A 25630-nucleotide genomic window follows, 5' to 3' on the forward strand; every position below is an offset into this window, starting at 1 on the left:
AGATGGAAAGTAGATTAGCGGAGGCTCAGATTGAGGCCGAACACGTAGGTTGCTACGTTGGGGAAGTTAGGCGGACCATTGCCGTCCGTGTTGCCGGTGCCGTTGCCCAGGGTGTAGTTTTGTTCAGGGTCGTAGCCCACCCAGTCGGTCCAGGTGTAGAGGTTGCGCCCGCTCAGGTAGGCCGAAATGCCCCCCAGCTTCAGGCGCTCGGTCAGCGCGGCCGGTACGGTGTAGCTCAGCGTCACGTCCTTGAGACGGGTAAAGCTGGCGTCGCTGGGGTAGCCGTAGCCGCGGGGGTTATTGTAGTTCAGGCCGGGACGCGACTGGCTCTGGTTTTCCGGCGTCCAGTAGCCCACTTCCTCTGGCGTATTCAGGCGGCCGCCTAAGTCCACGAAGTTTAGAATGCCGTTGTTTTTGAGAACTCCCTGCACGGTCTGGAAGAAGATGCGCAGACTTAATCCCTTATAAGAGAAGGTGTTGGTTAAGCCCGCTGAGTAGTCGGGCAGCTGCGTGCCCAGGTACTCGCGGTCCTGGCTGTTGATGAGGTTGTCGCCGTTGAGGTCCGCAAACTTCAGGTCTCCGGGCTTAGCGCCCGGGTCCAGACCGGCCGGGTCTTCGCCTACTTGCCACACCCCCGTCACGCGGTAGTCGTAGATGGCGCTCAGCGGTTTGCCAATGAAGCGGCGGTTGCCAATGTCGTCGGCCCCGTTGCCGTACAGCTCCAGGACCTTGTTGCGGTTGCCCGAGATATTGAAGGCCGTTTCCCAGGTAAAGTCCGGCTGTTGAATATTCACTGAGTTGATACTCAGCTCAATGCCCCGGTTCTGTACCCGTCCGATGTTGTCGAGAATAGAGCCGTAGCCCGAAATAATGGGGATCTGACGCGCCAGCAGCAGGTTGTCGGTCTTAGCGTCGTAGTACTCCACGCTGCCCTGAAGGCGATTCTTTAGGAAAGCATAGTCGATAGCATAGTTGGTGCTGGTGGTGCTTTCCCACTTCAGATTTACGTTGCCAATGGTGTTGGCCCGTAGTCCAATGGCCGACACGCCGCCGTAGGCGTACTGCAAGAGCGCGTTGCCGGTAATTGTTTGATAAGGATTAATGCCTTCGTTGCCGGTCGTGCCGTAGGAGAAGCGCAGCTTCAGTTCGTTGATCAGGCTGTTATCGCGCAGAAATGCCTCGTTGGCAATGTTCCAGCCCACTGCCACGGAAGGGAAGATGGCGTACTTATCGGCATTGGCGCCGAACACCGATGAGCCGTCGCGCCGGGCCGTAACTGTAAACAAATATCGACTGTCATATGAGTAGTTGAGGCGCGCCATCTGCGAGACCAGCGCCCGGCTCTCACTATAGGAGCTGATGGTAGGCGTGTTGCTGCCCGAACCGATGCTGTTGAAGCCAATCGCGTCGTTGATAAAGCCGCTCGCGTTTTCGGTGGTTGTAAAGTAGTCGTTCTGCTGTGAGCTGTAGAGGGCCGTCAGATCGAAGTGATGCTGGTCGATGTCCTTATTATAGATCAGCAGGTTCTCAATGGTATAGTTGGAGCGCTCATCGTTTAGCAGCTGGGCCGTGCCGCGCAGGTTGCCGGCCGCCCGTCCTTCGTAGAAGGTGGAGCGGTAAGGCCGGTACGAATAGGTAGCGTTCAGCCGGTACTTCAGGCCGCTGACAAAGGTGGGCTCCACCTCGGCGTAGCCCGTGCCGGTCAGTTGGTTCACGCGGCTCTCGCGGGTGGTTGCCAGGCCCAGCAAGGGGTTGCGAATCAGCTGTTCCGGCGGCTGGGGGAAGATGGTGTAGCTGCCGTCGGGGTTAAAGGGGGTGCCGTAGGGACTGGATACTTGGGCCAGGCTCAGGTCGGCGCGGCCCCCGTCGTCGTTGTTCGTCGAGTAGAAGGCTGAGGTGCCAATGCGCAGCCAAGGGGTCAGGTTTGCGTCGATGTTAGAGCGCAGGCTGATGCGCTGAAACTGAAAGCCCTTCACCACGCCCTGCTGCTTAAAGTAGTCGCCCGACAGGAAGTACTTCACGTCGTCGGTACCGCCCGAGATGGACAGGTTGTGGTCCTGAATAAAACCCTGCTGCGTAACCAGATCCATCCAGTCGGTGGTAATGCCCGCCTCGTAGTTGGCCAGTTCCCCCGTGTTGGGTACGGGCGTCAGGTTGATGCCCCGCTGGCGGGTGAACTCCTGCCACTTCGCGGAAAAGGCGGGGCCCGACAGGGGCGTGAGTCGGTTGTTCAGGTACTCGGGCCCACCGTAACCGTTATAGCGAATCTGGGGCTTGCCGGTTTTGCCGCGCTTGGTTGAGATCAGAATAACGCCATTGGAGCCCCGCGTGCCGTAGATGGCCGTCGAGGAGGCGTCCTTCAGAATCTCAATGGAGGCGATGTCATTGGGGTTGATATCATTGAGGTTACCCGGAAAGGGTACCCCATCCACAATCAGGTAGGGGCTCGTGCTGGCCGTAATGGAGCGCACGCCCCGAATCTGGATGTTGGGCTGATTACCTGGCACGCTAGAGCCGCCCGTAATCTGCACCCCCGCTACCGCGCCCTGGAGGGCCTGGGCGACGTTGGAGACGGGGATTTTATCCAAACGATCCTGCGGTACCGACACAACCGAACCCGTCACGTCGGCCCGTTTCTGGGTGCCGTAGCCCACGATTACGACCTCATTCAGGGCCTGAGCATCGGGTCTAAGCTGCACGCTGATAGTGGTGCGGCCGTTGATGGGCACTTCTTGGGGCGTATAGCCAACGAAGGTTACTACCAAGGTGCCGTTGGCGTTGACCTCAGGCACGTTCAACGTGAAGTTGCCTTTGTCATCGGTGCCGGTGCCGATGGTTGTGCCTTTCACCACGACGGTGGCGCCCGGTAAGCCGCCCCCATTCTCGTCCGTGACGGTTCCCGTAATCGTCAAGTCGGGAGCAAGCAGCCCGGCCTTATCGGGAGCAGCAGAGGAGGCCAGGGACCAGGAGGACCCGGCTCGGGAAGCGGTGCTCGGCGCACTGAAGGCGTCCGTCCCTTTCAGGGATAAGAGCGTTCCGCACAGGAGTAGCCATTCTCGTTTCATAGAGGGAAGTTTGGCATTCCGGCTCACGCCGGAATAGGTGGGAAATGAAGAAAGTGAAAGCCTACTTAGCTCAGTCAGTGGATTACCTTATGGCAGGAGGAACTTAAAGAAGGTCCTAAAAAAGAAATCCGTGGTAGCATTTACTTTTTTAGTTTGACTTGGATAAAAGTAGGGTCGCAGGCTCAAGAAAAGGCGGGTTGATTTAGTCGAAATGGGGGGAGTAATTGAGCCAGCGTAATCGTTTGCCGTATTTTAGAGAGCATTATGACCTTTAGAACCTAAGGGGTTGAAAGCCGATTACTGCCTGGTGTACTCGTTAAAATCAGGACACTCACTTACCCGTCCAGCTACCCGGCCAGGGGCGCTTCGATTTGATTTCTCTTCCCCGATGGCTTTTGTAGGGCGAAGAGATGCTAGGAGTGATAGTTCGCGCTACTGAAGTTTTTTAGGATGAAGAGCAGCATCGATCAGCTTTTCAGCGCCGCGAGGAATCCCGAATTATCAGCTCCGGTTTCAGAAACACGTTGGGGTGATTCACCTGGGAGTTCCGTTTCAGTAGTTGGAGCAGTAAGCGTACGGCGGACTGGCCCATCTGCTCGGCCCGCTGATCGACCATGGTCAGGTGCGGCTGGGTCATGGTGGTAAAGGGTTCGTTGCTAAAACCAGCCAGCGCTATCTGCTGGGGAATCTGCACTCCTCGCTCGTGCAGCACGGCTAAAGCACCCACTAACGGAATGGCGGAAGCCGCGAACACGGCGTCGGGTGGGTATGCTCGTTTTAGCAGATACTCCATACCCCGTCGGCCTGACTCGGAGCAGGAAGGGGAAACAGGATACATCAATTCTTCCCGCGCGGGGAGCTGATGGTCGCGCAGGGCGGCTAGGTAGCCTTCTTGGCAGTTGCGGCTGGTGCTGACTTGCTGCGGGCCCGCAAAATGAGCGATGCGCCGGCTGCCACCCTTAATTAAATGCGTTACCGCCTCATAGGCACCGTTATATGTATCTAATAGCACAGCCGCACTGCCAGGTAAATCGGCGGGTGCCCGGTCAAAAAATACGAGGCCGGTACCCGCTTGCTGCACCTGGGCTAAATGGTTGACTTCGGCCAGGGTTGTCGCCGACACCGGGATCAGAATGCCCTCCACCTGCGCGGCGAGCAGCGCCGCAACCCGCCGCTGCTCGCAACGCACCTCGTCGTGGGATTGGCATACCAGCACCTGGTAGCCGTGCTGACTGGCCATCTTTTCTATGCCATGCAGTACCGTAGGGTAAAAGGCGCCCGAAAGATGGGGAAGAATCACACCTAAGGTTTTACTTTGTCCTCTGCGTAGTCCCGCGGCAACCAGGTTAGGTTGATAGTTCATAGCGTGGGCCACCTGACGCACCCGTGCTTTAGTGGCTTTACTTATGTCCTGCTGATCCGATAAGGCCCGCGATACCGTGGAGGCCGATACTTGGAGCACCCGTGCCACGTCCGTGATGGACGTTCGCCGTGAGGGAGCCTTTGCTTTCTCTGCCTTCGTTTCCACCACGCTGTTTGGTTAGTGTCCTAGCCTAATAAGATATTGTGGGCTCGACCCAGTAGGTGGAAAGTTTAACCGGTGACATTCTTCCCCGCCTAAAGCCTGACTAAAAGTATCCGTTCTCGCCCCAATGGAGCGGGGTGATTTTAGGCAAAAAGGGAGTCGTATTTGACTTAGCAGGAATCTTAGCCCGCTGGAGGAGGGCAACTAAGTAGTAGGCCTTACGGGACGTAAACTGTAAACCAGTAAGCCTCGTGTCAGTGGGAGGTCAGGACGGGACATACCACCTGACAGAAATAGAGCTGTAAGGACGAAAAAGCTATACTCATCGGCTTTAGCAGACTTTACCAATTTATAACTAGGTAGCCCAAAGTCAGGTGTATTTCCTGTGATGCGTTGGGGCCTGGAGCAACGCTATTTCTCTGTGGCGGTAGTCCTCCTTATTCCAGCTATGACTGCGTTGGCCGTCTTCATGGTTTTGTAGGCTACCCGCCGCTCCAAGAAGTTGTAGGGGTGACTCTTCTTGCGGCGAAGGGCCTATCATTTCCACTGTCTCAACTTTAGGTACGAAGATGCTTCCTGTTAATCCCTCGCTCTGGTTGCTGTTCTTGCCCAAACTTAGGGTCAATAAGTCTTCCTTATGCTCCCTTTTTCCTGGTTGGTGCTTTTCGCGAAACTTAGAGTCGCTAACTCTTACTTATCATCCCTAAGCTGGTCGATTTAACAATCGCTTTTTCTTTTTATGATAGGTTCCGATAACATTTACCGGGAGGAACCTATCCTCTACCCGTTATGAGAATGATACCCTTCGTTTAGTAGACCTAAAAGCCCCTTTATAAGGTCTACCTAAAGCCGGCTTTGCCCCGACCCACATGGGACAACGCCCCTGCCCCCGGTCCGCCATCCGGTAGGCCGTGGCCGGCTCCGCCAGCCAGCCGTCAGCCTACTAAAAGCCGCTACTGGTATTTCGTCAGAAAGTCTTTCGCATTAGCGCGGTAGAAACGGGTCCATTTCAGCGTGTGGCCGCCCGTGAGCTTGACCAGGTATTCGCCATTGAAATAGCCTTCGAGCTCTTCCACATAGTTCAGATTGATCAAGTACGAGCGGTGGATGCGCGTAAAGTCGGACGAATCCAAGCGCTGCTCGAGTTGAGTGAGGCTCTCGTAGAGCAGATACGTGCGCTGCCGCGTATGCAGGGTGATATAGTTGCCGTCGGCCTCGAAGTAGAGAATATCATCGACCTTGATGAAGAACAGCTTATGCTGGTCTTTCACCAGCAGCCGTTTCAGGGGAGGGCTGCTGGGGGGCACCTGGTCGCTGGGGAGCCGACGCGCCGGGGTTTTTCTTACGGGCAGTGACGGAGAGGAAGGTAAGGTAGCTTTCATGAGACACAGCAGAGGTAACACGGGGAAGTAACGGGGCGCGGGCTAGGCAATAGGCTGATTAAGAGGAGCAAGGGGAGCAAGAGGAAGCAATTTACGAATCTATTCGTAGATCTTATACGGGGGCGCGCAGGCAAAGGGGCCGCTCAACATGCTTCTTCTGGGGTACATCTTAGATAGGTTTTTTAGTACTATCAGGACTCCAAGCAACTGATAACGGCTCCCTAATTTACAGTATTTGGCAGTACTATGCAACACAAGGTACTTTTATAGGCAATCATCCTTTTTATGGACTAGGTTAGCCCTTGGATGACCTTAGAGCATTGCTAGGCCTGATCAGGAGGGAGGCAATGCTTCCTCTACCAGCGCGTTTTAGTCTGATTGCCCCAGCTCCTGCCGTCAAACAGTTCGGCGCTGAGGCAGCTCAACCCCAAGAGGATAGGCATGTGACCATAGCCCGAGCCCCGCCGCGTCGGCCCTCAATTTTCAATCTTCACCTTTTGGTCATTATCCTCCATTTCCAGATCGATCAACAAGTGATTGGGGTCAAGGCCGGCGCGGACCGGCTGGCGCGGCACCATCACCGTGATCGTCTGCTGGCCCGACCGGAGGCGGCGTTTCTGTAAGTAGAGCGGTTGGCCTGCCTTTTGGCCCTTCCCGGCCGGGGCGAACACCCCGACCTCCACCCAATCATTCATCGGTAGCTGCGTTTCCACCCCTACACTGTCAACCACTACTTTTTGTGCCTCCACTTGGAGGCTCACCTGCCAGGTGCCGGACTGGGTTTGCTTGGCCGTAGCTTGCTCCGTCTTGAGTTTCCAAAAGGTGTTGGCCTGGAAGAGGTCATGCAGCAGGTAGCGCAGCGAGTCGGGCGTGGCCGCCTGCAGCTCCCGGTACAGATCAAGCGTGGTGGGCAGGGGCGGACTGGGAGAATAGGCGTGCAGCACCCGCCGGAGGGCATTGTTGACCCTATCTTTTCCAATGTAATTCCGCAGCGCGAAGAGCGCGAAGGGCCCCTTGCGGTAATTCATGAACGCGTCGTTGGCCCGGAGCAGGGGAGGAGCCGCCCGGGAGCGCGGCACTTCATACTCCTGGCGCATCTGCGACAAATAGCGGAGCAGATGCTCGTAACCGAGCGTTTGCTCCACTACTTGCATCGCGGAATAGGTGGCGGTACTTTCAACGAGCAAACCGGCCCCCTCCACGGCGGCGGGGGCCAGCTGAAACCCCCACCACTGATGCGCTACTTCATGGGCCATGATGTGGTAGGGCAGGTCGAGGCCCCCGGGCCGCGGATTCATCAAGGAATATCCTTCCTGATAATCAATCGTCATGGGCTCGGCGTGCATGCCGCGGCCGGGCCCGGGGCGCTCCAGCACCCGAAAGTGACGGTAGGGGTAAGGACCGAACTCCTGGGAGTAATAATGCAGCGAAGCTTGGGCGCTTTTCACCATCCGCGCCACGTTGTCCGCATGCGCCGGATGATAAAAGATCTGGATCGTAACGGGGTTGGCTGTACTTCCAGCCCCTGGAATGGAGGGCGCTGCTGCTTGGCTTGAATTAAGCTGGGGCACCCACTGCGCTTCCCGTACCGCATACCGGGCCGAGAAAAAGGCATACCCGTTCTGAATCGGGGCCTGGGTAGCATAATGGAAATAGCGGCGGTCTCCTCTCGTCCACGTCCGGCGCAAAGCGCCGGGCGCCACGGCGATCTGGTCCTTGGTGGTTCCTACCACCGCCTCAAAATCCATCAGCTCCGCGTGACGGGCCTCCTGGCGCGCGGCGACATCATAGAGGGAGGGTCTGGGGCGGCGCGGCGGTAGTCCCTGCATTTCCCGCTCCCGTGCGTCGCCTAAACGCCGGTCGCGGTGGTAGCCAATGATCGGCAGCCAGTCGCTCGTAATATGGGTCCCATTCGCCACGACAGCCGCCTCGGCCCCGCCGTTGGTGAAGCCCCGGGCAGCGATGCGCACGGCGAAGCGCATTTGCACGGAGTCGCCGGGCTCCAGCCGATTTTGCAGCCCATAAATCCGGTAGCCAAGCTTCTCATCCGCCAGGAGCGGGGTAGTCGCCCGATCAAAGGAGATGTCGCTAATATCAAGGTGCGGGATAGTAGAAAGGTGAATAGAGTCTATGGCCACCTGGCTGCGATTCACGAGCTGGTAGGAGCCCCGGATGTCGGCTGCTTGCTCGTCGGGATAGATCTCGACCTGCAACTCGGTTCGCACCAGGGCGGGGCGGGGCGCCTGTTCATACGAACCATAGCGCCGCTCGTAGTCCGCGCGCATCTGCCTTCGATCCGCCTTACTGGCATACTCATTCAGGACGTTGGTGTGGTAGAAAATGCCCCCCCCGGCGGCGACGACGAGTACTAGGGCTAGGAGCGCAGCCAGTCTATGCTGGGCTAGCCGGTGCTGGGCCCAGCGCAGCCGCGCGGGGAGGGTGACGTCTTGGCTGCGCACCCAGAACAGGGTCGCTACCACCGCCAACAGGAACGCCCAGGCGGCCCAGTAGAATTTAAACCACAGCCAGGGCTTCATAAAGGGGCCGAAGCCCCGCATGTCACTGTAGGTCCAGCCTGGGTCGGAAGCGTAGATAAGGAGGTGGTGCTCCACGCCGAGCATCCCGGCGAACAGGATGCACCCGTAGGCGCCGAAGGCCACCAGGTGACCCACGTATTTTTGATTCACCAATACGTGGATGACCAAGACGAGGAGGGCGAAGAGCAGGTAGTTCGTGAGTTGAATGCCGAACAGCACCTGCACGTAGACCCCCAGCTCAAAATGGTGATACTCCATGACGAGCTGATTGATTATCCCCGCCCCCAGCAGCCAGGCAACCCACGTGGTGATGACCAGCGCCAGCCCCATGAATTTGCCCAGCAGCAGCACTGATTCGCGCACCGGCGTCGTATCGGAAAGCTCCTGCAGGCCCGCTTCCCGTTCTCGCCAGACGAGCTCCCCGGCGTAGAAGATGGTAAGCAAGGGAATTATAATCCATTGGGTTTTAAAGCTGCTCAGGGGAGGAGCTAACGTTCGTAACACCTCCTCCGTGCGGGCAAGCAAGGGGACGCCCAACCACTCCATGTATTCGGTGGCAAACAGCCCGGTGCCCAGGGCTAACCCGGCCACCAGCGTGAGGCCACCCCGGCCGCGGGCGATCATCCAAAAGGAAGTCTGGGCGACCGCCAGGGTCTGGCGCGCAGACGTGGCGAATCCGAACTCCCGCCGGCTATCGGGTAGGGTGATCGGACTGGCAGGCTGCAAGCTGGTAGGCACGGCGCCCCTGGCAGCCAGCACCTTGGGACGACCGGATTCGGTTCGACGCTGGAAAAGGCGCCCCCCGGGGCCATCCGTCACGAGGGCGAACTGAAAGCGCCAGTAGGTGAAGGCCAGTGCGCCCCCCGCCACGCCCCCCCACAGCAGGCGGCTCCCGAGCCAGCTTCCTTCCAGCAGAATCAGCCGCGTATTCTTGTCCAGCGGCGTCCATCCTTCCATGTCCGCTACGATGCCAAGCCCCAGCAGGTCCAACAGACTGCCCAGGACCTCCCAGCGCAGATGGTACCTTATAGTAGTGCCCAGGAAATGGGAAACGAACAAGACCAGGATGCTGCCCATATAGGCCGCAATGGCCCGGCCGCTCCGGGCCGCGAAGGTGAACTGAACGGCGGTAACGGCTATGACAATAGGTAAGGAGATAAAACCGTAGGCGGTTAGGTAGGAGGCCAGATGGAAGGGCCCGATAAACGCTGCTTTGGCCCCGGGACCATAAAAGGAAAACAGGAACCCCGCATACATGGCCAGAAGAAGCAAGGCGTTCAGGGTAAAGGCCGCCAGGAAACGGGCTCCGAGGTAGCTGCGCTTGCTCAGGGGCTTCGTGTACACCAGCGGATGCATTCGGGTTTGAATATCCCGGGTGGCCGCATCGCCGGCCACGCCTCCTCCAATCAGGAGCCAGATGGAGCTGCCGAAAATAGCAAAGAAGGCAATGGTGCTCGGCGCATTCAGGTAGGTACCGTCGGGGAGCGTGACCAGTCTCAGGATCCCGAATCCGAACAAAAGAAAGGCCGCGAACAGTAGCCACGTGGAAACCTGCCGCAGCTGATAGCTGAACTCAAACCGAAAGATTGCTTTGAACTTCATGACCCTATATCCTTCAGGTTATCCTCCCTCTGCAAGTCGATCAGGAGGTGATAAGGATCCAGGCCCGCGCGGGTGGGCTGGCGCTTCACCGGCACCGTAATCGTCTGCTGGCCCGACCGCAGGCGGTGCTTGCGGAGGTAGAGCGGCTGGCCGGAGGGTTCCCCCTTTTCGGCGGGGGCAAACACGCCCACCTCCACCCAATCATGCATGGGCACCTCCCGCTCCCCGCCCGCGCTGTCGACTACCGCCTTGCGGGCCCGCACTGCGAGCGTGACCTGCCAGGTGCCGGGCTGCAGCTGCTTAGCCGTGGCTTGCTTGGTTCCGAGCTCCCAGTACGTGTTGGTCTCGAACAAATCCCGCAGCAGGTAGCGCAGCGAGTCGGGCGTGGCGGCCTGCAGCTCCCGGTACAGGTCGAGCGTGGTGGCCAGCGGTGCCGCCGCCGGGCGGTGGTTCTCGAGCAGGGTGCGCAGGGCCCGGTTCACGGGGGCCTCGCCGATGTACTGACTCAGCGCGTACAGCGCGAAAGGCCCCCGGCGGTAGGCAAGGTAGGGGTCCAGCCCCCGCAGCAACGGCTCGCCCCGGCGGATGGCCGGGTAAGGATAGGGTTGACGCATGTAGCGCAGCAGCTGCGCCAGCTGCGCGGGCCCGCGCGCGTGTTCCACGGCCTTCAACCCATAATACCAAGCCAGGCTCTCGGACATGACGGGGGCACCTTCGACGGCCGCGTAGGGCACCGTCCACTGGTGGGCCATTTCGTGGGCCACGATGGCGTAGGGATGATCATGGCTGCCCGGCTCCGGCGTGGGGTTCCAGGAAGTAAAGCCCTCGCCGTGGCTAAGCAGGCCGGACTCGGCGTGCATGCCCGTGCCCAGCCCGGGGTGCTCCACGACCAGGAGCTGGGGGGGGCGGTAGGGACCAAACTCCTGCGTGTAATACGCCAGGGAGGCGCGGATGCTTTGCAGGACGCGGTCCAGGTGGGCCGTATGGTGGGGGTGATGGTAGAGGCGGATAGGCACGACCTGGCCCGAGCCGTCGGGATTGTGCCACTCGGCTTCCCGCACCGCGTAGGCGGCGGAGAAGAAGGCCCACTCGCTGCCAAGGGGGTGGTCGGCGCGGTAGTGAAAATACCGGCGCCCGCCTTTGGTCCACGTCCGGCGCAGGGCGCCCGGCGCCACCGCCACCTGGTTCGCGTCGGTACCCACCACGGCTTCGAAGGCCGACCCGCCGCCGCCTTTCTGGCGCGCGGCGACGTCGTACAGGGAGGCAATCAGCGGCCGCGGGGCCAGGCCGTGCGCCCGCCGGTCGGCGGCGCTGAGCAGCTCCCGACTGGCCTGGTAGCCGAGGGCCGGCAGCCAGGCGTTGGTGAAATGGGTGCCGTTGGTCACGACCGACGCATCGACCCCGCTCTCGCCAAAGCCCCGGGGCGCGACGTGCACCCGGAAGTCGAGGTGCAGGGAGTCGCCGGGACGCAGGGGTTGCCGCAGCACATAGATCCGGTGGGCCAGCTCCTCGTCGGCGTCCACGCGGGCCACGGGCCGGTCGAAGGCCACGGCGCGGGTTTCCAGGCCGGGCGTAGTAGCCAGGTGAATGGAGTCGATGGGCCCGGCGCTGCGGTTGACGAGGCGGTACGTGCCGCGGATGTCCACGGTCCGCTGCCCCGGGTAAATTTCCACCCGCAGCCTGGTCCGGGTCAGCTGGGGCTGGGGGCGGGCCGCGTAGCGCGCGTACTGCCGCTCGTAGGCGGCGCCCCGCGCCTGCCGCTCGGCCGCGGTGAAGTACTGGTTTAGCACGTTGGTGTTGTAGAAAATGAACCCACCCAGGATTAAGACCAGCAGGCTGGCTGCGCCCGTCGCCCAGGCCACGGGACGCGTAAACCGCCGCCGCGCCCGCTGCAGCCGCTGCCCCAGGCTTCTTTCCTGGCCGCGCGCCCAGAGCAGGCTCGCGCCCAGCGCGAGCAGCAGGGCCCAGGCCGCCCAGTAGAGCTTAAACCACAGCCAGGGGCCCAGGGAGGAGCCGAAGCCGCGCATGTCGGTGTAAGACCACCCGGGGCCGGCCCCGTAAATGAGCAGGTTGTGCTCGACGCCGAACAGGGAAGCCAAGGCAATGAAGACGAAAGCCAGAACAGCCACCAGGTGGCCGAGGTATTTGTGGTCGACCACCCCGTGAATAAGGAGGGCCAGCAGGGCAAAAAGCAGGTAGTCGGGCAGCTGCAGCCCGAACATGACTTTTAGGTAGAGCCCGAGCTCAAAATCCTGGTACCCCCGGATGAGCTGCGCCCCGATACCGGCCGCCGTCAGCAGGGCCATCAGCAGGGTAAGCACGAGCCCCAGACCCAGCAGCTTGCCCAGCAGCGGCACCCAGTGCGGCGCGGGCATGGTATCGGTGATGTCGCCCAGGCGCGCATCCCGCTCCCGCCAGACCAGCTCGCCGGCGAAGAAAATGATGAGGAAGGGAATGATTACCCAGCGGCTCAGCTCATCGCCCATCGAGCCGGTCAATTCCGTCAGGACCTGCGCAGTGGTGGGCAGCAGGGGCACGCCGTTGGATTCCAGCTGATCCAGCACCACGGGCACGGTCAGCAGGGGAATGACGACCAGCAGGGCCAGGCCGGCCCAGCTGGTCACCATCATGCGCAGGGAGTCCGCCGCGATGGCCAGGGTCTGGCGTCCCTGGGTGGCCAGGCCAAAGACCCGCCGGAACGACGGCCGGGCTACTGGCGGAGTAGCCGGGCTGCCGATACGGGCCGGGAGGAGCGTGGGGGGCTTTTTTACGCGGGCTCGGAGCCGTCTCCACCAGGAGGAGCTCTCACTCCGGTGCGCGAAGCGGAAGCGCAGGAAAGTGAGAACGACCGCCCCCAGGCCGAGGCCCAGCCACAGCAAGCGGTTCTGGAGTACGACGCCCTCCAGGGCCAGCAGGCGCCAGTTTTTCTCCAGTGGGGTCCATAAATGCGCGAGGTCTTCTACCACGAAGCGGATGCCGATGGGGTCCAGTAGCGTCCCCAGGCCCCGGCTGAACAGCAGAAAGGAGGCGACGAAAAAGCCCATGAACACGAGCAGGAAACTGCCGAAATAGCTGGCCATGGGGCGGCCGCTGCGCGTGGCCAGCCCAAACTGCAGGGCCGTCGCGACGAAGGCGTTGGGCAGGGCGATAAAGGCGTAGGCCGTCCCAAAGGCTGCCGGGCGGAAGGGGCCTATCAGCTCCGCCTCCACCCCCGGCAAGTACACCCCCAGCAGGATGCCCGCCTGCACGGCCAGCAGCAGCAGGGCGTTGAGGGCGAGGGCGGCCAGCAGCCGCCCCCCCAGGTAGTTGAATGTGCTGACGGGGGTAGTGTAGGTAAGCGGATACATGCCCGTGGCCACGTCCCGCGCGGCGGCGTCGCCGGCGATGGCCGCGGCCAATACCAGCCAGAGCAGGGAGCCGAACACCGTGGTTTTGGCCACGGCAAAAGACGAATTAAGATAGAAGTCGGCGTACAGCACCTCGGCCACGGAGCCGTCGCGCGTCATCAAAAAATCGAGGCCGAGCAGCACCACCACAAACAGCCAGGGCCAGGGCCGGCGTACCTGGTAACCGAACTCGAAGCGAAAAATGGTCCAGAGTATCATGCTTGGGCTGCTTTTTCCGGTTGCCCCACCGGCTGCTGGCCGTAGTGCCCAGCCATGGTGCTGAAGTACACATCCTCCAGATCAGGCGCCACCGGCTCAAAGCCCGCACCCGGCGCCTGCTCGCAGTAGACGTGCACGAGCGTGCGCCCGCTCAGCAGCTTGGTCGAGATGACCCGGTACTCGCGCTCCACCTCGGGCAAGGCGCTTTTTTCCACCAGCCGTCGCCACACGCGGCCCTGCAGGTCCTCCACGGCCCGTAAGGGTTCGGCTTCGAGCAGGATTTGACCCTGATTGATGATGGCCATGCGGGTGCAGAGCTCGCTGACGTCTTCCACTATGTGGGTGGAGAGGATCACGACACTGTTTTCGCCCAGCTCGCTGAGCAGGTTGAGAAAGCGCACGCGCTCGGCCGGGTCCAGGCCGGCCGTGGGTTCATCCACGATCAGCAGCCGCGGGTTGCCCAGCAAAGCCACGGCCACGCCAAAGCGCTGGCGCATGCCCCCGGAAAAGCCCCCCAGCTGCTGCCGGCGGACTTCCCACAGATTGGTTTGCCGGAGTAAGGCTTCCACCACTTGGTGGCGGGTCCGCCGTTGGGTGAGGCCCTTGAGGATGGCGAAGTAGTCCAGCAGCTCTTCCGCCCGGGCCTTGGGATAGACCCCAAACTCCTGGGGCAGGTAGCCCAGGGTTTGGCGCACCGCCTCGGGCTGGCGCAGCACGTCCAGCTCACCCAGGTGGATAGAGCCCGTGTCGGGCGCCTGCAGCGTAGCGATCGTGCGCATCAGGGTGGACTTGCCCGCCCCGTTGGGACCGAGCAGGCCGTACATGCCCGCCGGAATGGTCAGGGAGACGTCCTTTAGGGCCTGCACGCCGTTGGGGTAGGTCTTGGAGAGGTGCTGGATGGCTAGCTGCATCGGCCGGTGGGTTGAATAAGAGGGGTAGAAGGATAAATTCTTAGCGGATCAAGCTTGCGGTAATCGGGGAGGGCGAAGCGGCCAACCGGCGCCACGAGTTCTTGGCGACCGTTGGGCTGTCCTGGCGGCGGGACTCGGGGCCCTAAGCGGCTGCTCCGCCCGCCCTGCTCTTCGCTTTGGAACCTTCTTTGTCATTTTTAGCCATGGGGAAAGTCCAAAGAGGGGTAAGAAAAGGGCAATAGTCCGGGGGAAGCGAGACCGTCAGGGGCCCCTGGCTCTAAATCGGCCCCGGGGCGGTCGGCCGACGCAAATAAAACAAAAGTACTTTGCAATTCAAAGCTTTAATAATAGCCCCACGCCCGGCGCAGGCTTCCCGCTGGACGTGGGAAGCCCCACCATTTTTCCGCCGCCCACGGCGACCTCTCGCCCCTGGCCAGCGGGCTAGGCCTTTTTGCGCTACTTGATGGTGCAGCCCACGGCTTTAGTGAAGTTCGTGGCAACAGCTTTGCCGGCCATCAGGTCGGCCAGGGCCTGCTCCACATACTTGGTGGTCGCGGCCTTGGCGTCCTCGCTGTTGTTGTCGATGGCGCCGATGTAGGCCACCTGGATGGCGGAGCCGGCGCGCTGCAGTACGTACACCTGCGGCGTGCGGGTGGCGCCGAAGCGGCGGGCCACGTCCTGGGTTGCGTCGACCAGGTAGGGGAACGGGTAGTTCTTTACGCGCGCGCGCTTCTGCATGCTGCCGTAGGAGTCGCCGGGCGATAGCCAGGGGTTGTTGGGGTTAATGGCCACCACGGGGTAGCCCTGCGGGGCGTACTGCTGGTGCAGCGCCACAATGCGGTCTTCATAGGCCTGAGCGAAGGGGCAGGTGTTGCAGGTGAAGACGACAATGTACCCTCTGGCGTCCCCGTTGTCGGCCAGCGTCACCAGCTGGCCGTCCACGTTTTTCAGCTTGAAGTCGGTGACTTGGTCGCCCACCTGGTAACCGCTTGCAGAAGGGTTGCCGCTTGCGGCGAAGTAGCGGCCGCGGGCAAGGAAGAAGCTGCCTAGTATGGCCACCAGGACCAGCAGTACTACCAGAGTTAATCGCTTTTTCATGGCAAAAAAAGTTAGGTGAGAAATGAAACATCGCCCGTTTAGGGCTTGAAGGTTATCAGCGCCGTTTCCGGCTCGGTCAAATCCAGCGGCTTTTCCAAGGCCTGCCTCCCGGGGCAGTTGTTGTAGTTGCCGAAATTCGGGCAGCTTTACCCCGCGCACCGGCGGGGCGGCAGCCGTAGTCTTCGGTTCGGTTATTTGTCCTCTCATCCCCCAGGAGGCTCGTTACCTCCGGTGCTACCAGCCTAAAACGCTAACTACTTACCAGCTTTGAGTTCCGCTTTGTTGGCCCGAAATAACAGTAGTGCCTGCTCCGCTTACCTGCCCTTACACAAGTCCTTATTCTATGAACTTTACCTCCATGGTATTATCCTCCATGTCCCAATCAAAGAGCAGGTAATTCGGATCCAGGCCGGCCCGGGCGGGTTTTCGGGGCACGGTCACCGTGATCTTCTGTCTGCCGGCGCGGAGGCGGTGCTTCTGCAGGTAGAGCGGGTTTCCCAACCCGGGGCCCTCGCTGGCAGGGGCGAACAGGCCAATCTCCACCCAGTCGTTTAAGGGTACCGTGGTCTCTACCCCTTCGGCATCGATGACCATTTTGCGCGCCTGCACCGCCAGGGTCACCTGCCAGGTGCCGGCTGTGGTCTTGTGGGCCGTGACCTCCTGCGTTTCCAGCGCCCAAAAGGTATTGGCCGCGAAGAGATCATGCACCAGGTAGTCCAGGGAGTCCGGCGCTGCCACTTTCAACTCCCGGTAAAGGTCGAGCGGGGTCGCCAGGGGCATAGTTCCGGGGCCGTGTTGCGCGAGCAGATGTCGCAGGGCAGTGTTCACCGGCTCCTTCCCGATGTACTCCCGGAGCGCGTACAGCGCCAGCGGCCCCTTGCGGTAGTACTGCACGCGGTCAATTGACCGCAGCAGCGGGTCGGCGGCGCGGGGGCGGGGGGCTAGGAAGTCTTTGCGGACCATACGCAGGAGTTTTTCGAAGTGCTCCCGCCCGTGGGTGGCCTCTACCACTTCCAGCGCCGAGTGCCAGGCCAGGGTCTCGGTAAGCAGCGCTGCCCCCCCGACTTGGGCCAGCGCCAACTGATGGCCCCACCAGTGGTGGGCCACTTCGTGCGCGACCGTCGCGGACGGCAGGTCTACCCCCCGCGGGTCTTCGTCGGCCTGGAGCAGCGCGAACCCTTCCTGGTAGGAGACATTGGTTGGGGCAGCGAACAGGGTTTTCTGGTTGCCGGGTACTTCCACGAATCGGAGTTGGCGGTGCGGATAAGGCCCGAACTGGCGGGTAAGGTAGTCGAGCGCCGCCTGCGCGCCGCGGACCATGCGATCCACATTCAGGGTATGCCCGGGATGGTGCAGGATCTGGATCTGCGTATTCTTCCACCTCCCTTCGCGGACGGCGTAGGAGGCAGAGAAGAAAGTGAAGTCACTTTTAATGGGCGCATCCGTCGCGTAATGGAAGTAGCGACGCCCACCCTGGGCCCACGTCCGGCGCAGCGTGCCGGACGTCACCGCGAGCTGTCCGGCGTCGGTGCCCACGACGGCCTCGAAGTTGACCCACTCCTGCCCGGCCTCGTCCATAAGCGCCCGCGCGTCATCCAGCGGGGGGACCTCCGGACGCAGGGCAAGCCCATACGTCCGCCGCTGCCGGGCCTCCCGCAGCTCGCGGCCCGTCTGATAGCCCAGGCGGGGCAGCAACCAGTCCCCGAAGTGCGTGCCATTCGCGGCCACGGATGGATCCATCCCGTCACTCGGAAAGCCCCGCGGGTCGAAGCGGACCGCGAACGCCAGCTGCAAGGAGTCGCCCGGCCGAAGGGGCTGCGCCAGCCCGTAGATCCGGTGGCCGAGCTTCTGGTCTATACGCTGAGCCCGCACTGGCTGATTGAGACTTACCGACCGGGTTTCGCCCCCTAAGGCCGTCGCCACGTGCACGGAATCGATCATGAACTCGCTCTTATTCACCAGCTGATAGGTTCCCCGGATCTCGACTACCCGCCGCGCGGGATAGATTTCGACGTGTAGGCGCGTGGCGGTCGCCCGCGGCTGCGGAATGCCGGCGTACCGACCATAGCGCCGCTCGTACTCAGCCCGCCACGCTTCCCCGCTGGGAGCAGCGTGGCGCGGGTGCAGCACGTGCAGGTTGTACACGATCAAGCCCCCGAAAGTCAGCACCAGGGCCACCGCTACGGCACTAGTTGCGGCCACCCCGCGCGTCAAGCGGCTGCCCGCCCCGCGGAGCCGGTGCCGGAGGCCCTGCGCCTTACCCCGCGGCCAGAGCAGTAGGGCCGCGAGGCCGAGCAGCAGGGCCCAACCCGCCCAGTACAGCTTGAACAGCAGCCACGGCCCCAGGAAGGGATCTAGGCCCCGGATGTCCGAGTACGACCACCCCGGATCGGAGCCATAGACCAGGGGACCGGGCTCAATTCCTAGGAGCGGGCCGAAGGCCACCACCCCGTACGCTATTACGGCAAGCAGGTGAGCGACGTATTTCTGGTCGACCACGACGTGGAGGAAGAAGGCGAGCAGGGCCAGCAAAAGGTAATCGGTGAGCCGGATACCGAACAGGACACGCGCGTACAGCCCGACCTCAAACTCGTAGTAACCTAAGCGCAGCTGCACGAGCAGCGCGGCCAGCAGCAACAGCGCCTGCAGGACAACCAGCGCCAGGGTGAGCCCCGCAAACTTGCCGGCGAAGGAGACCCACTCCGGTAGGGGTACCGCCCCCACGATTTCACTTAGGCGGGCGTCGCGCTCGCGCCAGACGAGTTCGCCCGCGTAGTAAATGATGAGCAGCGGGATAACCAGCCAGATGCCATGATCGCTGGGGTTTTCCAGCAGGGCTATTAGCTGCCCGGTGGTGGGGAGCTCCGGAACCCCATAATAGCTAGCCAGGGACAGGGGGGCAGTCAGGATGAAGAACGCGGCCAGGACCGCGACCCCCAGGCCACCCCAGCCCGTGCCGATGAGGTGGAAGGACTCCCGCGCGATAGCCAGGACCTGCAGCACCCTGGTGGCGGGCCCAAACGCCGGCCGGACCGTCGGCACGACAAGGGGGGTACGCTTCGTCCTAACGCTACCTGCGGGCAGGGCGGATGGGGTATGGCTGCCTCGGGCAATTCGCCCCCGGCGGGAGCTCTCGGCGAGGTGGGCGAAGCGGAAACGGAAATAGGTGAGCGCTAAGCTGCCTAGCGCGACGCCCAGCCATACGAGGCGGTTGGCGAGCATGGACGGCTGCAGCCCGACCAGGAGCGTGTTCTTCTGCGCCTTGGTCCAGACTTTCGACAACTCACCGAGCACCGTAAGTCCCAGCGGGTCCGTTAGTTTCCCTATCTCCCAGTACCCCTGCTCTACGGCCACAAACTGCCAGCTGACAAACGCGGCGAAGAAAATAAAAATGCCCCCCAGATAGCTCACGATGCCCCGCCGGCCGAATACCGCCGCCGAGAACATCAGCGCCATCGCGGTGAAGGCGTTGGGTAGGGCGAGCAGGAAATAGGCACTCAGATAAGAAGACGCGCGCGTGGGCCCGAGGAGGTCACGGTGCTCCCCCGGCAGGAGCGCAGCCCCCAGCAGCCCCAGGGGAACAGCACTCAGCAGCAGCGCCCCGAGGGTAAAGGTGGCCAGAAACCGCCCGCCCAGGTAGGAGGCCTTGCCGATAGGGGCGGAGTAGAGCAGCGGATGCAGGCGCGTCTCCACGTCCCGCGCTGCGGCGGCGCCCGCCACCGCCGCCAGCGCCAGCAGCCCCATGATGCCGGCGACGAGGGTGATTTGCGCCACGGCGAATGGGGCGTTGAGGAAGAAGCCACCCACTTGCGCCTCATCAAGGAAGACTTCGCGGGCCATGAAAAAGGTAATCACCAGCAGCAGCAGGAAATAAAACCAGGTTGAGACCTGGCGGGCCTGGTAGGCTACCTCGAAGCGAAAAACCGTCCACAGCTTCATACGACCACCTCCCTTTCCGGCTGCTGCACCCTGGGTCCGTAGTGCCCGGCCAGGGTGCTGAAGTACACATCTTCCAGGTCGGGGGCTACCGGTTCAAACCCAGCGCCCGGCGACGCCTCGCAGTATACCCGCACGACGGTGCGGCCGCCCAGCAGCTTGGTGGAGAGTACGGCCTGCGCCTGCTCCCCGGCGGGCAGCGCCTGCTTGTCAAGCACGCTGCGCCAGATGTTTCCTTTTAGGCGTTCGATGGACTGGAGCGGCTCGGCTTCCAGCAGGATGCACCCCCGGTTAATGATGGCCATGTGGGTACACAACTCCGCGACATCTTCCACGATGTGGGTAGAGAGAATCACCACGCTGTTCTCTTCCAGCTCACTCAATAAATTAAGGAATCTTACCCGCTCGGCCGGGTCCAGGCCCGCGGTGGGTTCATCCACGATCAGCAGCCGCGGGTTGCCCAGCAGGGCCACCGCCACGCCGAAGCGCTGGCGCATGCCCCCGGAAAAGCCCCCCAGCTGCTGCCGGCGCACCTCCCACAGATTCGTTTTGCGCAGTAGTGCCTCCACTACTTGGCGGCGGGGCAGACGTTGCGTAAAGCCCTTGAGGATAGCGAAATAGTCGAGTAATTCCTCTGCCTTAGCCTTGGGGTAGACGCCGAACTCCTGGGGCAAATAGCCCAAAGTCTGGCGCACAGCCTCCTTCTCCCGCAGCACATCGAGAGTGCCCAGGCGGATGCTGCCAGCGTCCGGCTCCTGCAGCGTAGCTAGAATGCGCATCAGGGTGGATTTGCCCGCCCCGTTGGGACCCAGCAGACCGTACATGCCCGCCGGAATGGTAAAGGACACATTCTGGAGGGCCGCTACCCCATTGGGGTAGGTCTTGGAGAGGTGATTGATCGTTAATTTCATGGGCTTGTGGATGGTCAACGTTCTGAAAAACAAGACTTTGCCCGGCGACAAGGACGCTGCTTACTCCAGGAAGGCGGCTCGAACCGCTTGTTTATCCCGGGCTGAGGTGGGGGCCTGGGCCGTCATGGCGAGCAACCGAAGCAGCGGCGGGGGCAGCAGATAGGACAGACGTTTCATGGCGGAAGGATTTAAAGCCGGGTACTGCGTCCAATTTATTCTCCTGCCTGCCCCGCGGCCCGCATTTCTTCATGAACGGCGCTATTTCCTTACCAACGGCTCAAGGCCGGCGCCTCTGGGCTGTTCCGTTCAACGTCCCGCTCTATTCTTGGGCCCAGCTCCGGCCTGGCCGGCCCTTAGCTCCCCCGCCGCGGTTAGCCCAGCGCTTGTTTGAGTTCCTTGTACCGCTCGCGCCCGACCGGCAAGAGGGTCCCGCTGAGCAGTTCCAGCTCGTACTTACTGGAGCCATGGCTGAGCAGCTGGCGCACGTCGACCAGCCGCACGATGTAGGACTTGTGCACGCGCTGAAAATCCGGGGGCAGCACCGCTTGCAGTCGTTGCAGCGACTTGTCGTGCAGCTCCACGCTACCGTTGCGCAGGTGCAGTTCCGAGTAGATGCCCGCGCCCTTGATAAAGAGGACCTCAGCGATGTCGAGCAGCCGAATCGCTTGGCGGCGGCGCACGGCCAGGTATTTGAGCGGCGCGGCGGCGCGGAGCTCGCGGTGGTCGAAGCGCGCCAGGGCCTTTTGCAGCCGCTCCGCCGTCACGGGCTTACCCACGAAGTCCAGCACGCCGTAGTCAAAGGCTTCGATGGCGCGCTGCTTGTTGGCCGAGACGACGATGGTGTGAAAGGAGCCGGCCACGGCCTGCTGCAGCAACGCAAACCCGTCCTGCCCGTTCAGGTTCAGGTCCAGCAGCAGCAGGTCGATGGGCGTATCCTGCAGAAAGAACTGCGCGCTCTCGAGCGAGGGCTGCACCACCACGCTGCTGAGCCGCTCGCCCAGGGCTGCACGCAGCAAGCGCGCGAGGCGGCTGGCCACCAGGGCCTCGTCTTCGACAATGAGCACGCGCATGGCGCTACTGTGAGGGTGCCAAGAGGTCGATTTCCACGGCCCAGCCGTCACTGACCGGGGCCGAGCGCAGGCGCCAGGCCCCGGGAAAGGACTCTTCCAGGCGCATCTTGACGTAGCGCGAGCCGGTGCCCTCCACCACGGGCCGGCCGCAGGCGGCCGCGTCGCTGTCGTTGAAGAGGCGGTAGCGCACGCCCCGGCCCAGGGGCTCCTTGGTCAGCACGAAGCGCCCGGTGCCGCGCTGCGCGTAGCCGTGCGTCAGCCCGTTTTCGATGAGGGTGTGGAAGGTGGCCGGCGGCACCTGCTCGGTGCCCAGCAGGCCGCGGGTTTCGAGCACAAATTCCGACTGCCGGCGGAAGCCCATGATCTGGAGGTGGGTGCGGCAGATCTGCAGCTCGTCTTCGATGGAAATGAGTTTTTCCTCGGCGATGCTCGACACCAACTCAAATTCGGCGGCCAGCGCGTCAATGAGTTGATTGGCCTGCCGGGGGTTTTCCTCAATGAGCTCCTGCAGGGACATGAGCGTGTTGAGCAGAAAGTGCGGCTGGATGTTCTTGCGCAGCAGCTCGTTCTCCAGGCGCGCCGAGCGCAGCTGTGCCTGCTGCTGCGCCCGGTGCCGCTGCACCAGTTGCCGCCCGAGGGCGAAAGCCATGAGGCCGATAAAGCACACGATGCCCCAGTAGTAGCCCAGCGGCAGCAGCCAGAGGTAGCCCAGAAAGGTCAGGCCCGTCAGGCCCACGATGCCGGCCAGCGCCCAGCGGCTGACCTCGCGCCGCAGCCGCACGGCCAGCAGCCCGGCCGCCACCAACACCACCGTAAATACGACAAAGTAAAAGCTCACGGGCAGCCAACCGTACGCCGCGCCCGAAAATACCAGGGCCCCGGTCAGCCACCAGCGTGCGCGCGGCAGGCGCAGCTCCAGCACCAAAAACGCCAGCAGGCACAGGTTGTTGGCCAGCAGGGCCAGGTAGGAAACGTCGTGGACCAGCAGGAAGTACTCGGCCACGCTGGCGTCGGGCGCGGCGCCCCGCAGGCCCCCGTAGATTTTCAGGGCGTGCAAGCCGCAATAGGCGCTTAAGAAGAGGTAGGACCGCTGGCGGGCAAAGCCCACGTACAACAGCCCGCAAAACAGGGCCGAGGCCCCCAGGATCCCGATGATGAGCGTCGCGGAGGAAGTCTCCTGCTGCTGCTGGGCGAGCAGGCGCGGCCAGGTAGTTAAGGTGGCCACCGGCTGCCAGGGCCGGTCGGCAAAGTGCTGGTTGGACACGCGCACGAGCAGCGTGTGCGCCCCGGCCTGGGCTTGCGCCGGGGTGAGCGGCAGCTGCTGGTGCCAGCGCCCGGGCTGCTCTCCCTGGGGGCCGAGCCGGCCGTTGCGCTGCAGCAGCTGGCCGTCCCAGTACACCTCCGAGGCCGTGCTCCACCCCCGCAACACCAGCAGCATCGGGGTGCGGCTTTGGGCCTCGGAGATGGTCACCCGCGTGCGTAGCCACAGCTGCCGGGCCGGGCCCGGCTGCCCGTCGACGGCGGTGTTGCACCAGTACGCGGGCCGCCAAGGGCTGGCGGCGTCGGGCCGCCCGAACTCGGTTGTCCCGGCCGGCTTCCACCACCAGCTCGTCAGCCGTTGGGTAGGCGGGGCCGGGGCTTGGGCCCGCGCGGCCTGACGTATTCCCAGGCCGAAAAGCAGCAACCCGCAAAAAAGGAGAAACCGTCCCATCGGTGTTGGCGATTTGTAGAGACCCCTAAGTTAAAGGTATTCGGCACACCACCTCTGCTGGGGTGGCGGTTGCCGAATGCAGTTTAGTTGGTTCCCGTGGCCAACACGTGCGACTCACCCATACACCAACGCTCCGACACCCATGGCACCGATTCCACTCCGTGCTGTGGCCCCATAGAAGCGGCCTTTTTTAGCCTGAAAGGTCGCGTCCACTGCCGGGAGCTTGAAAAGGTACCCCAGCGTTTCGAAGATCAGGGCTGCGTTGTTGATGCCGTAAACTGTATTGACAAAAGCAGGTGGTCTCACCGACGAAATGAGGCCCCACGAGACGGCGGCGCAAAGGGCGTAAACCGAGAAATCCAGGGGGGCTTTCCATCCGGGAAAGAACACAAAGAGGGTGAGAAAAGCCGGTACAGAAGGGCGAAAACAGGGATTTTAGCGATGTCTCGGTTGCGGTCCCGCGGATCGGCGTTCGGGTAGGTTGAAACAGCCGTATCGGCAGGGTGTATGGCACCCAAGAACAGGGGATTCATCATGCCAAAATGCGTGGCATAGTGGATGTTCGGCGGGAAGGCGTAGCGGATCGCCAACCCCTGAACGGGGTCGGGGCTAACCGGAAATGAAACGAGGATCTTGGGCAGATTAAACGCCTTGATTTGGCCGGCGGCAGTACGGAGCGCACCAAGCTGATAAATGAGTTTCCCGTTCAGCTGGATTTCACAAGCCCCTGCTTGCGGGATCGTTCGTGCCAGCGATTGCGGTCGCGTAGTACCGAATGCCAGGCGGAGCCGCAACCAGCTGATCAGCCCTTTTTTAAGCATTTGGGGCACCTCAAAAGTATCCTTCGTTGAATCCCCGCTTGTCTGCTTCGAGTCATTAAATGCTGCCTTCGCCCACTCCGGGTTATCGCCCGCCTGCCATTTCCAGCCTTTGTCGAGTACGAGGCCTTGTGCTAGGTACTGTAGGTAGCGATTAGGCCGTGGCATCGGTCCTTAGACAAGAACACCTCAGCGGCTTTCAACCTGTTGGGCCACGTTTCGCAAACGCTCCCTTGCGAGGGGTGACGAGTACCGGCTCTTGTTCATGTTTACCTGCAATAGGCGGAGTACTACGACTGCAGTGTAATGGTGACGCCCGGCACGGCCGAGTATTCAGGGCAGCCAGTGGCGGGGGCAGCATTCGTCCGACAGCAGGCCGGCTCGTACCGCTACCAGTATCAGCAGGTGCTGCCGCAGGCTTACAGCTCTTACCAGCAGCAATCGGGCTCGTGGGAATACCAAGCCGGGCTGCGGGCCGAGTACACCGGGCAGCAAGCGCAGGTACTGCCCACGGGCTCCACCAGTCAGCGCATTTTTAACCTGTTTCCTTCGGCGACGGTGGCCCGCACCCTGCCCCACGACCAGCGCCTCCAGCTCAGCTACGCGCGCCGCCTGAACCGCCCCACCTTTCTGCAAATCGTGGCTTTGTCTATCTACTCCGATGCGCGCAACTAGCTGGTAGGCAGCCCCACTCTGCGCCCCGAGTACGTGCAGGTAGCCGAGCTGGGTTACCAAGCAAACCGGCAGTCCACGACGCTGAGCACGACCTTGTTTGGGCGTTTCGCCAACCAAGCTATTCAGAGCCTGCGCACGCTTGACACGCTGGCAACCCGCCGGAGCGGCCAGCCCGACTTTATCACCCGCACCAGCTACGCCAACTTCGGCCGCACCGCCAGCTACGGCCTGGAACTCTCGCTGACGCAACCCCTGACTACGTGGTGGAAACTGACGGCCAATGGCTCGTTTTACCGCAACCAAGTGGCCAGCTACGCTGGCGACGGTACCCGCGCCAACTTCCCCGGCCCGGCCTATTTGCTTAACCCTTTCAGCCCCACCAAAACGCTGGCCGTGCAGCTCAGCGGCACCTACCGCGCTCCGCTCGTAGTGCCGCAGGGCCGCTTGCTGGCCGTATACGGAATCGATGTGGCCCTGCGCCAACGCCTATTTCACAACCGAGCCGCGCTCACCCTGCGCGTCAGCGATGTGTTGAACACGCGCCGCCAGCATACGCAGCTCGCAGCCGAAGGACTCACCGCTAATTTCCAGACTAAGTACGAAACCCGCGTGGCCTACCTGGGATTCACTTGGTTTTTGGGCACCAATAAGCCTGCCAGCACGGTTGAGCAGCAGCCCAAGGCCGATACGGGGGGTATGGGAGGAGGGTAGAGCTGGGCCGGTCGTCAGGCGACCAAGGCCATCGGCTAACCCGGGTGCAACCATTGCTGAAGCCAGCACCCGG

General features: G+C 62.1%; 12 protein-coding genes and 1 pseudogene. 1 reads left to right on the forward strand and 12 read right to left on the reverse strand.

Annotation, left to right across the window (positions count from 1 at the left end; genetic code table 11):
* Positions 1–14 precede the first annotated feature (14 nt).
* The 12 genes from IEW06_RS19140 to IEW06_RS19195 all read right to left on the reverse strand — a co-directional run bounded on the left by IEW06_RS19140 (position 15) and on the right by IEW06_RS19195 (position 24339).
* Positions 15–3065 (reverse strand): SusC/RagA family TonB-linked outer membrane protein, encoded by a 3051-nt coding sequence (locus IEW06_RS19140; RefSeq protein ID WP_188548774.1) that lies wholly within the window; start codon positions 3063–3065, stop codon positions 15–17.
* Between the two features lie 475 nt (positions 3066–3540).
* Positions 3541–4593 carry a LacI family DNA-binding transcriptional regulator gene (locus tag IEW06_RS19145; RefSeq protein ID WP_188548775.1) on the reverse strand — a complete coding sequence of 351 codons (1053 nt, stop codon included), beginning with the start codon at positions 4591–4593 and terminating at the stop codon, positions 3541–3543.
* Positions 4594–5543: 950 nt separating this feature from the next.
* The gene (locus IEW06_RS19150) at positions 5544–5972 is read right to left on the reverse strand and encodes a LytR/AlgR family response regulator transcription factor (protein ID WP_187734506.1); all 429 of its coding nucleotides are present in this window, start codon (positions 5970–5972) and stop codon (positions 5544–5546) included.
* A 476-nt stretch (positions 5973–6448) separates the two neighbouring features.
* Complete coding sequence (locus IEW06_RS19155; RefSeq protein WP_188548776.1) at positions 6449–10111, reverse strand: ABC transporter permease/M1 family aminopeptidase; 3663 nt, start codon at positions 10109–10111, stop codon at positions 6449–6451.
* Entirely contained in the window at positions 10108–13716 is a 3609-nt protein-coding gene (locus IEW06_RS19160) for an ABC transporter permease/M1 family aminopeptidase (RefSeq protein WP_188548777.1), read from the reverse strand. Before IEW06_RS19160 ends, IEW06_RS19155 begins: the two co-directional genes overlap by 4 nt.
* On the reverse strand, positions 13713–14627 hold the full coding sequence (locus tag IEW06_RS19165; protein WP_188548778.1) for an ABC transporter ATP-binding protein: 915 nt from the start codon (positions 14625–14627) through the stop codon (positions 13713–13715). Before IEW06_RS19165 ends, IEW06_RS19160 begins: the two co-directional genes overlap by 4 nt.
* A 456-nt stretch (positions 14628–15083) precedes the next feature.
* Positions 15084–15932, reverse strand: a complete 849-nt coding sequence (locus tag IEW06_RS19170) for a thioredoxin family protein (protein WP_308422045.1) — start codon at positions 15930–15932, stop codon at positions 15084–15086.
* A gap of 129 nt (positions 15933–16061) precedes the next feature.
* Positions 16062–19664, reverse strand: a complete 3603-nt coding sequence (locus IEW06_RS19175; RefSeq protein ID WP_188548779.1) for an ABC transporter permease/M1 family aminopeptidase — start codon at positions 19662–19664, stop codon at positions 16062–16064.
* Complete coding sequence (locus tag IEW06_RS19180) at positions 19661–20572, reverse strand: ABC transporter ATP-binding protein (protein ID WP_188548780.1); 912 nt, start codon at positions 20570–20572, stop codon at positions 19661–19663. Before IEW06_RS19180 ends, IEW06_RS19175 begins: the two co-directional genes overlap by 4 nt.
* Before the next feature lie 371 nt (positions 20573–20943).
* Entirely contained in the window at positions 20944–21642 is a 699-nt protein-coding gene (locus IEW06_RS19185; protein ID WP_187734377.1) for a LytR/AlgR family response regulator transcription factor, read from the reverse strand.
* 4 nt (positions 21643–21646) lie between these two features.
* Positions 21647–23353: a histidine kinase gene (locus IEW06_RS19190; RefSeq protein WP_188548781.1), complete on the reverse strand. Its 1707-nt coding sequence runs from the start codon at positions 23351–23353 to the stop codon at positions 21647–21649.
* Positions 23354–23655: 302 nt separating this feature from the next.
* On the reverse strand, positions 23656–24339 hold the full coding sequence (locus IEW06_RS19195; protein WP_188548782.1) for a hypothetical protein: 684 nt from the start codon (positions 24337–24339) through the stop codon (positions 23656–23658).
* Between the two features lie 138 nt (positions 24340–24477).
* On the opposite strand from IEW06_RS19195, the pseudogene IEW06_RS20810 reads away from it, so the two are divergent.
* A pseudogene (locus IEW06_RS20810) lies at positions 24478–25557 on the forward strand (outer membrane beta-barrel family protein).
* Positions 25558–25630: the final 73 nt, after the last annotated feature.

The organism is Hymenobacter qilianensis, assembly GCF_014638675.1.
GTDB classification, from domain to species: Bacteria; Bacteroidota; Bacteroidia; order Cytophagales; family Hymenobacteraceae; genus Hymenobacter; species Hymenobacter qilianensis.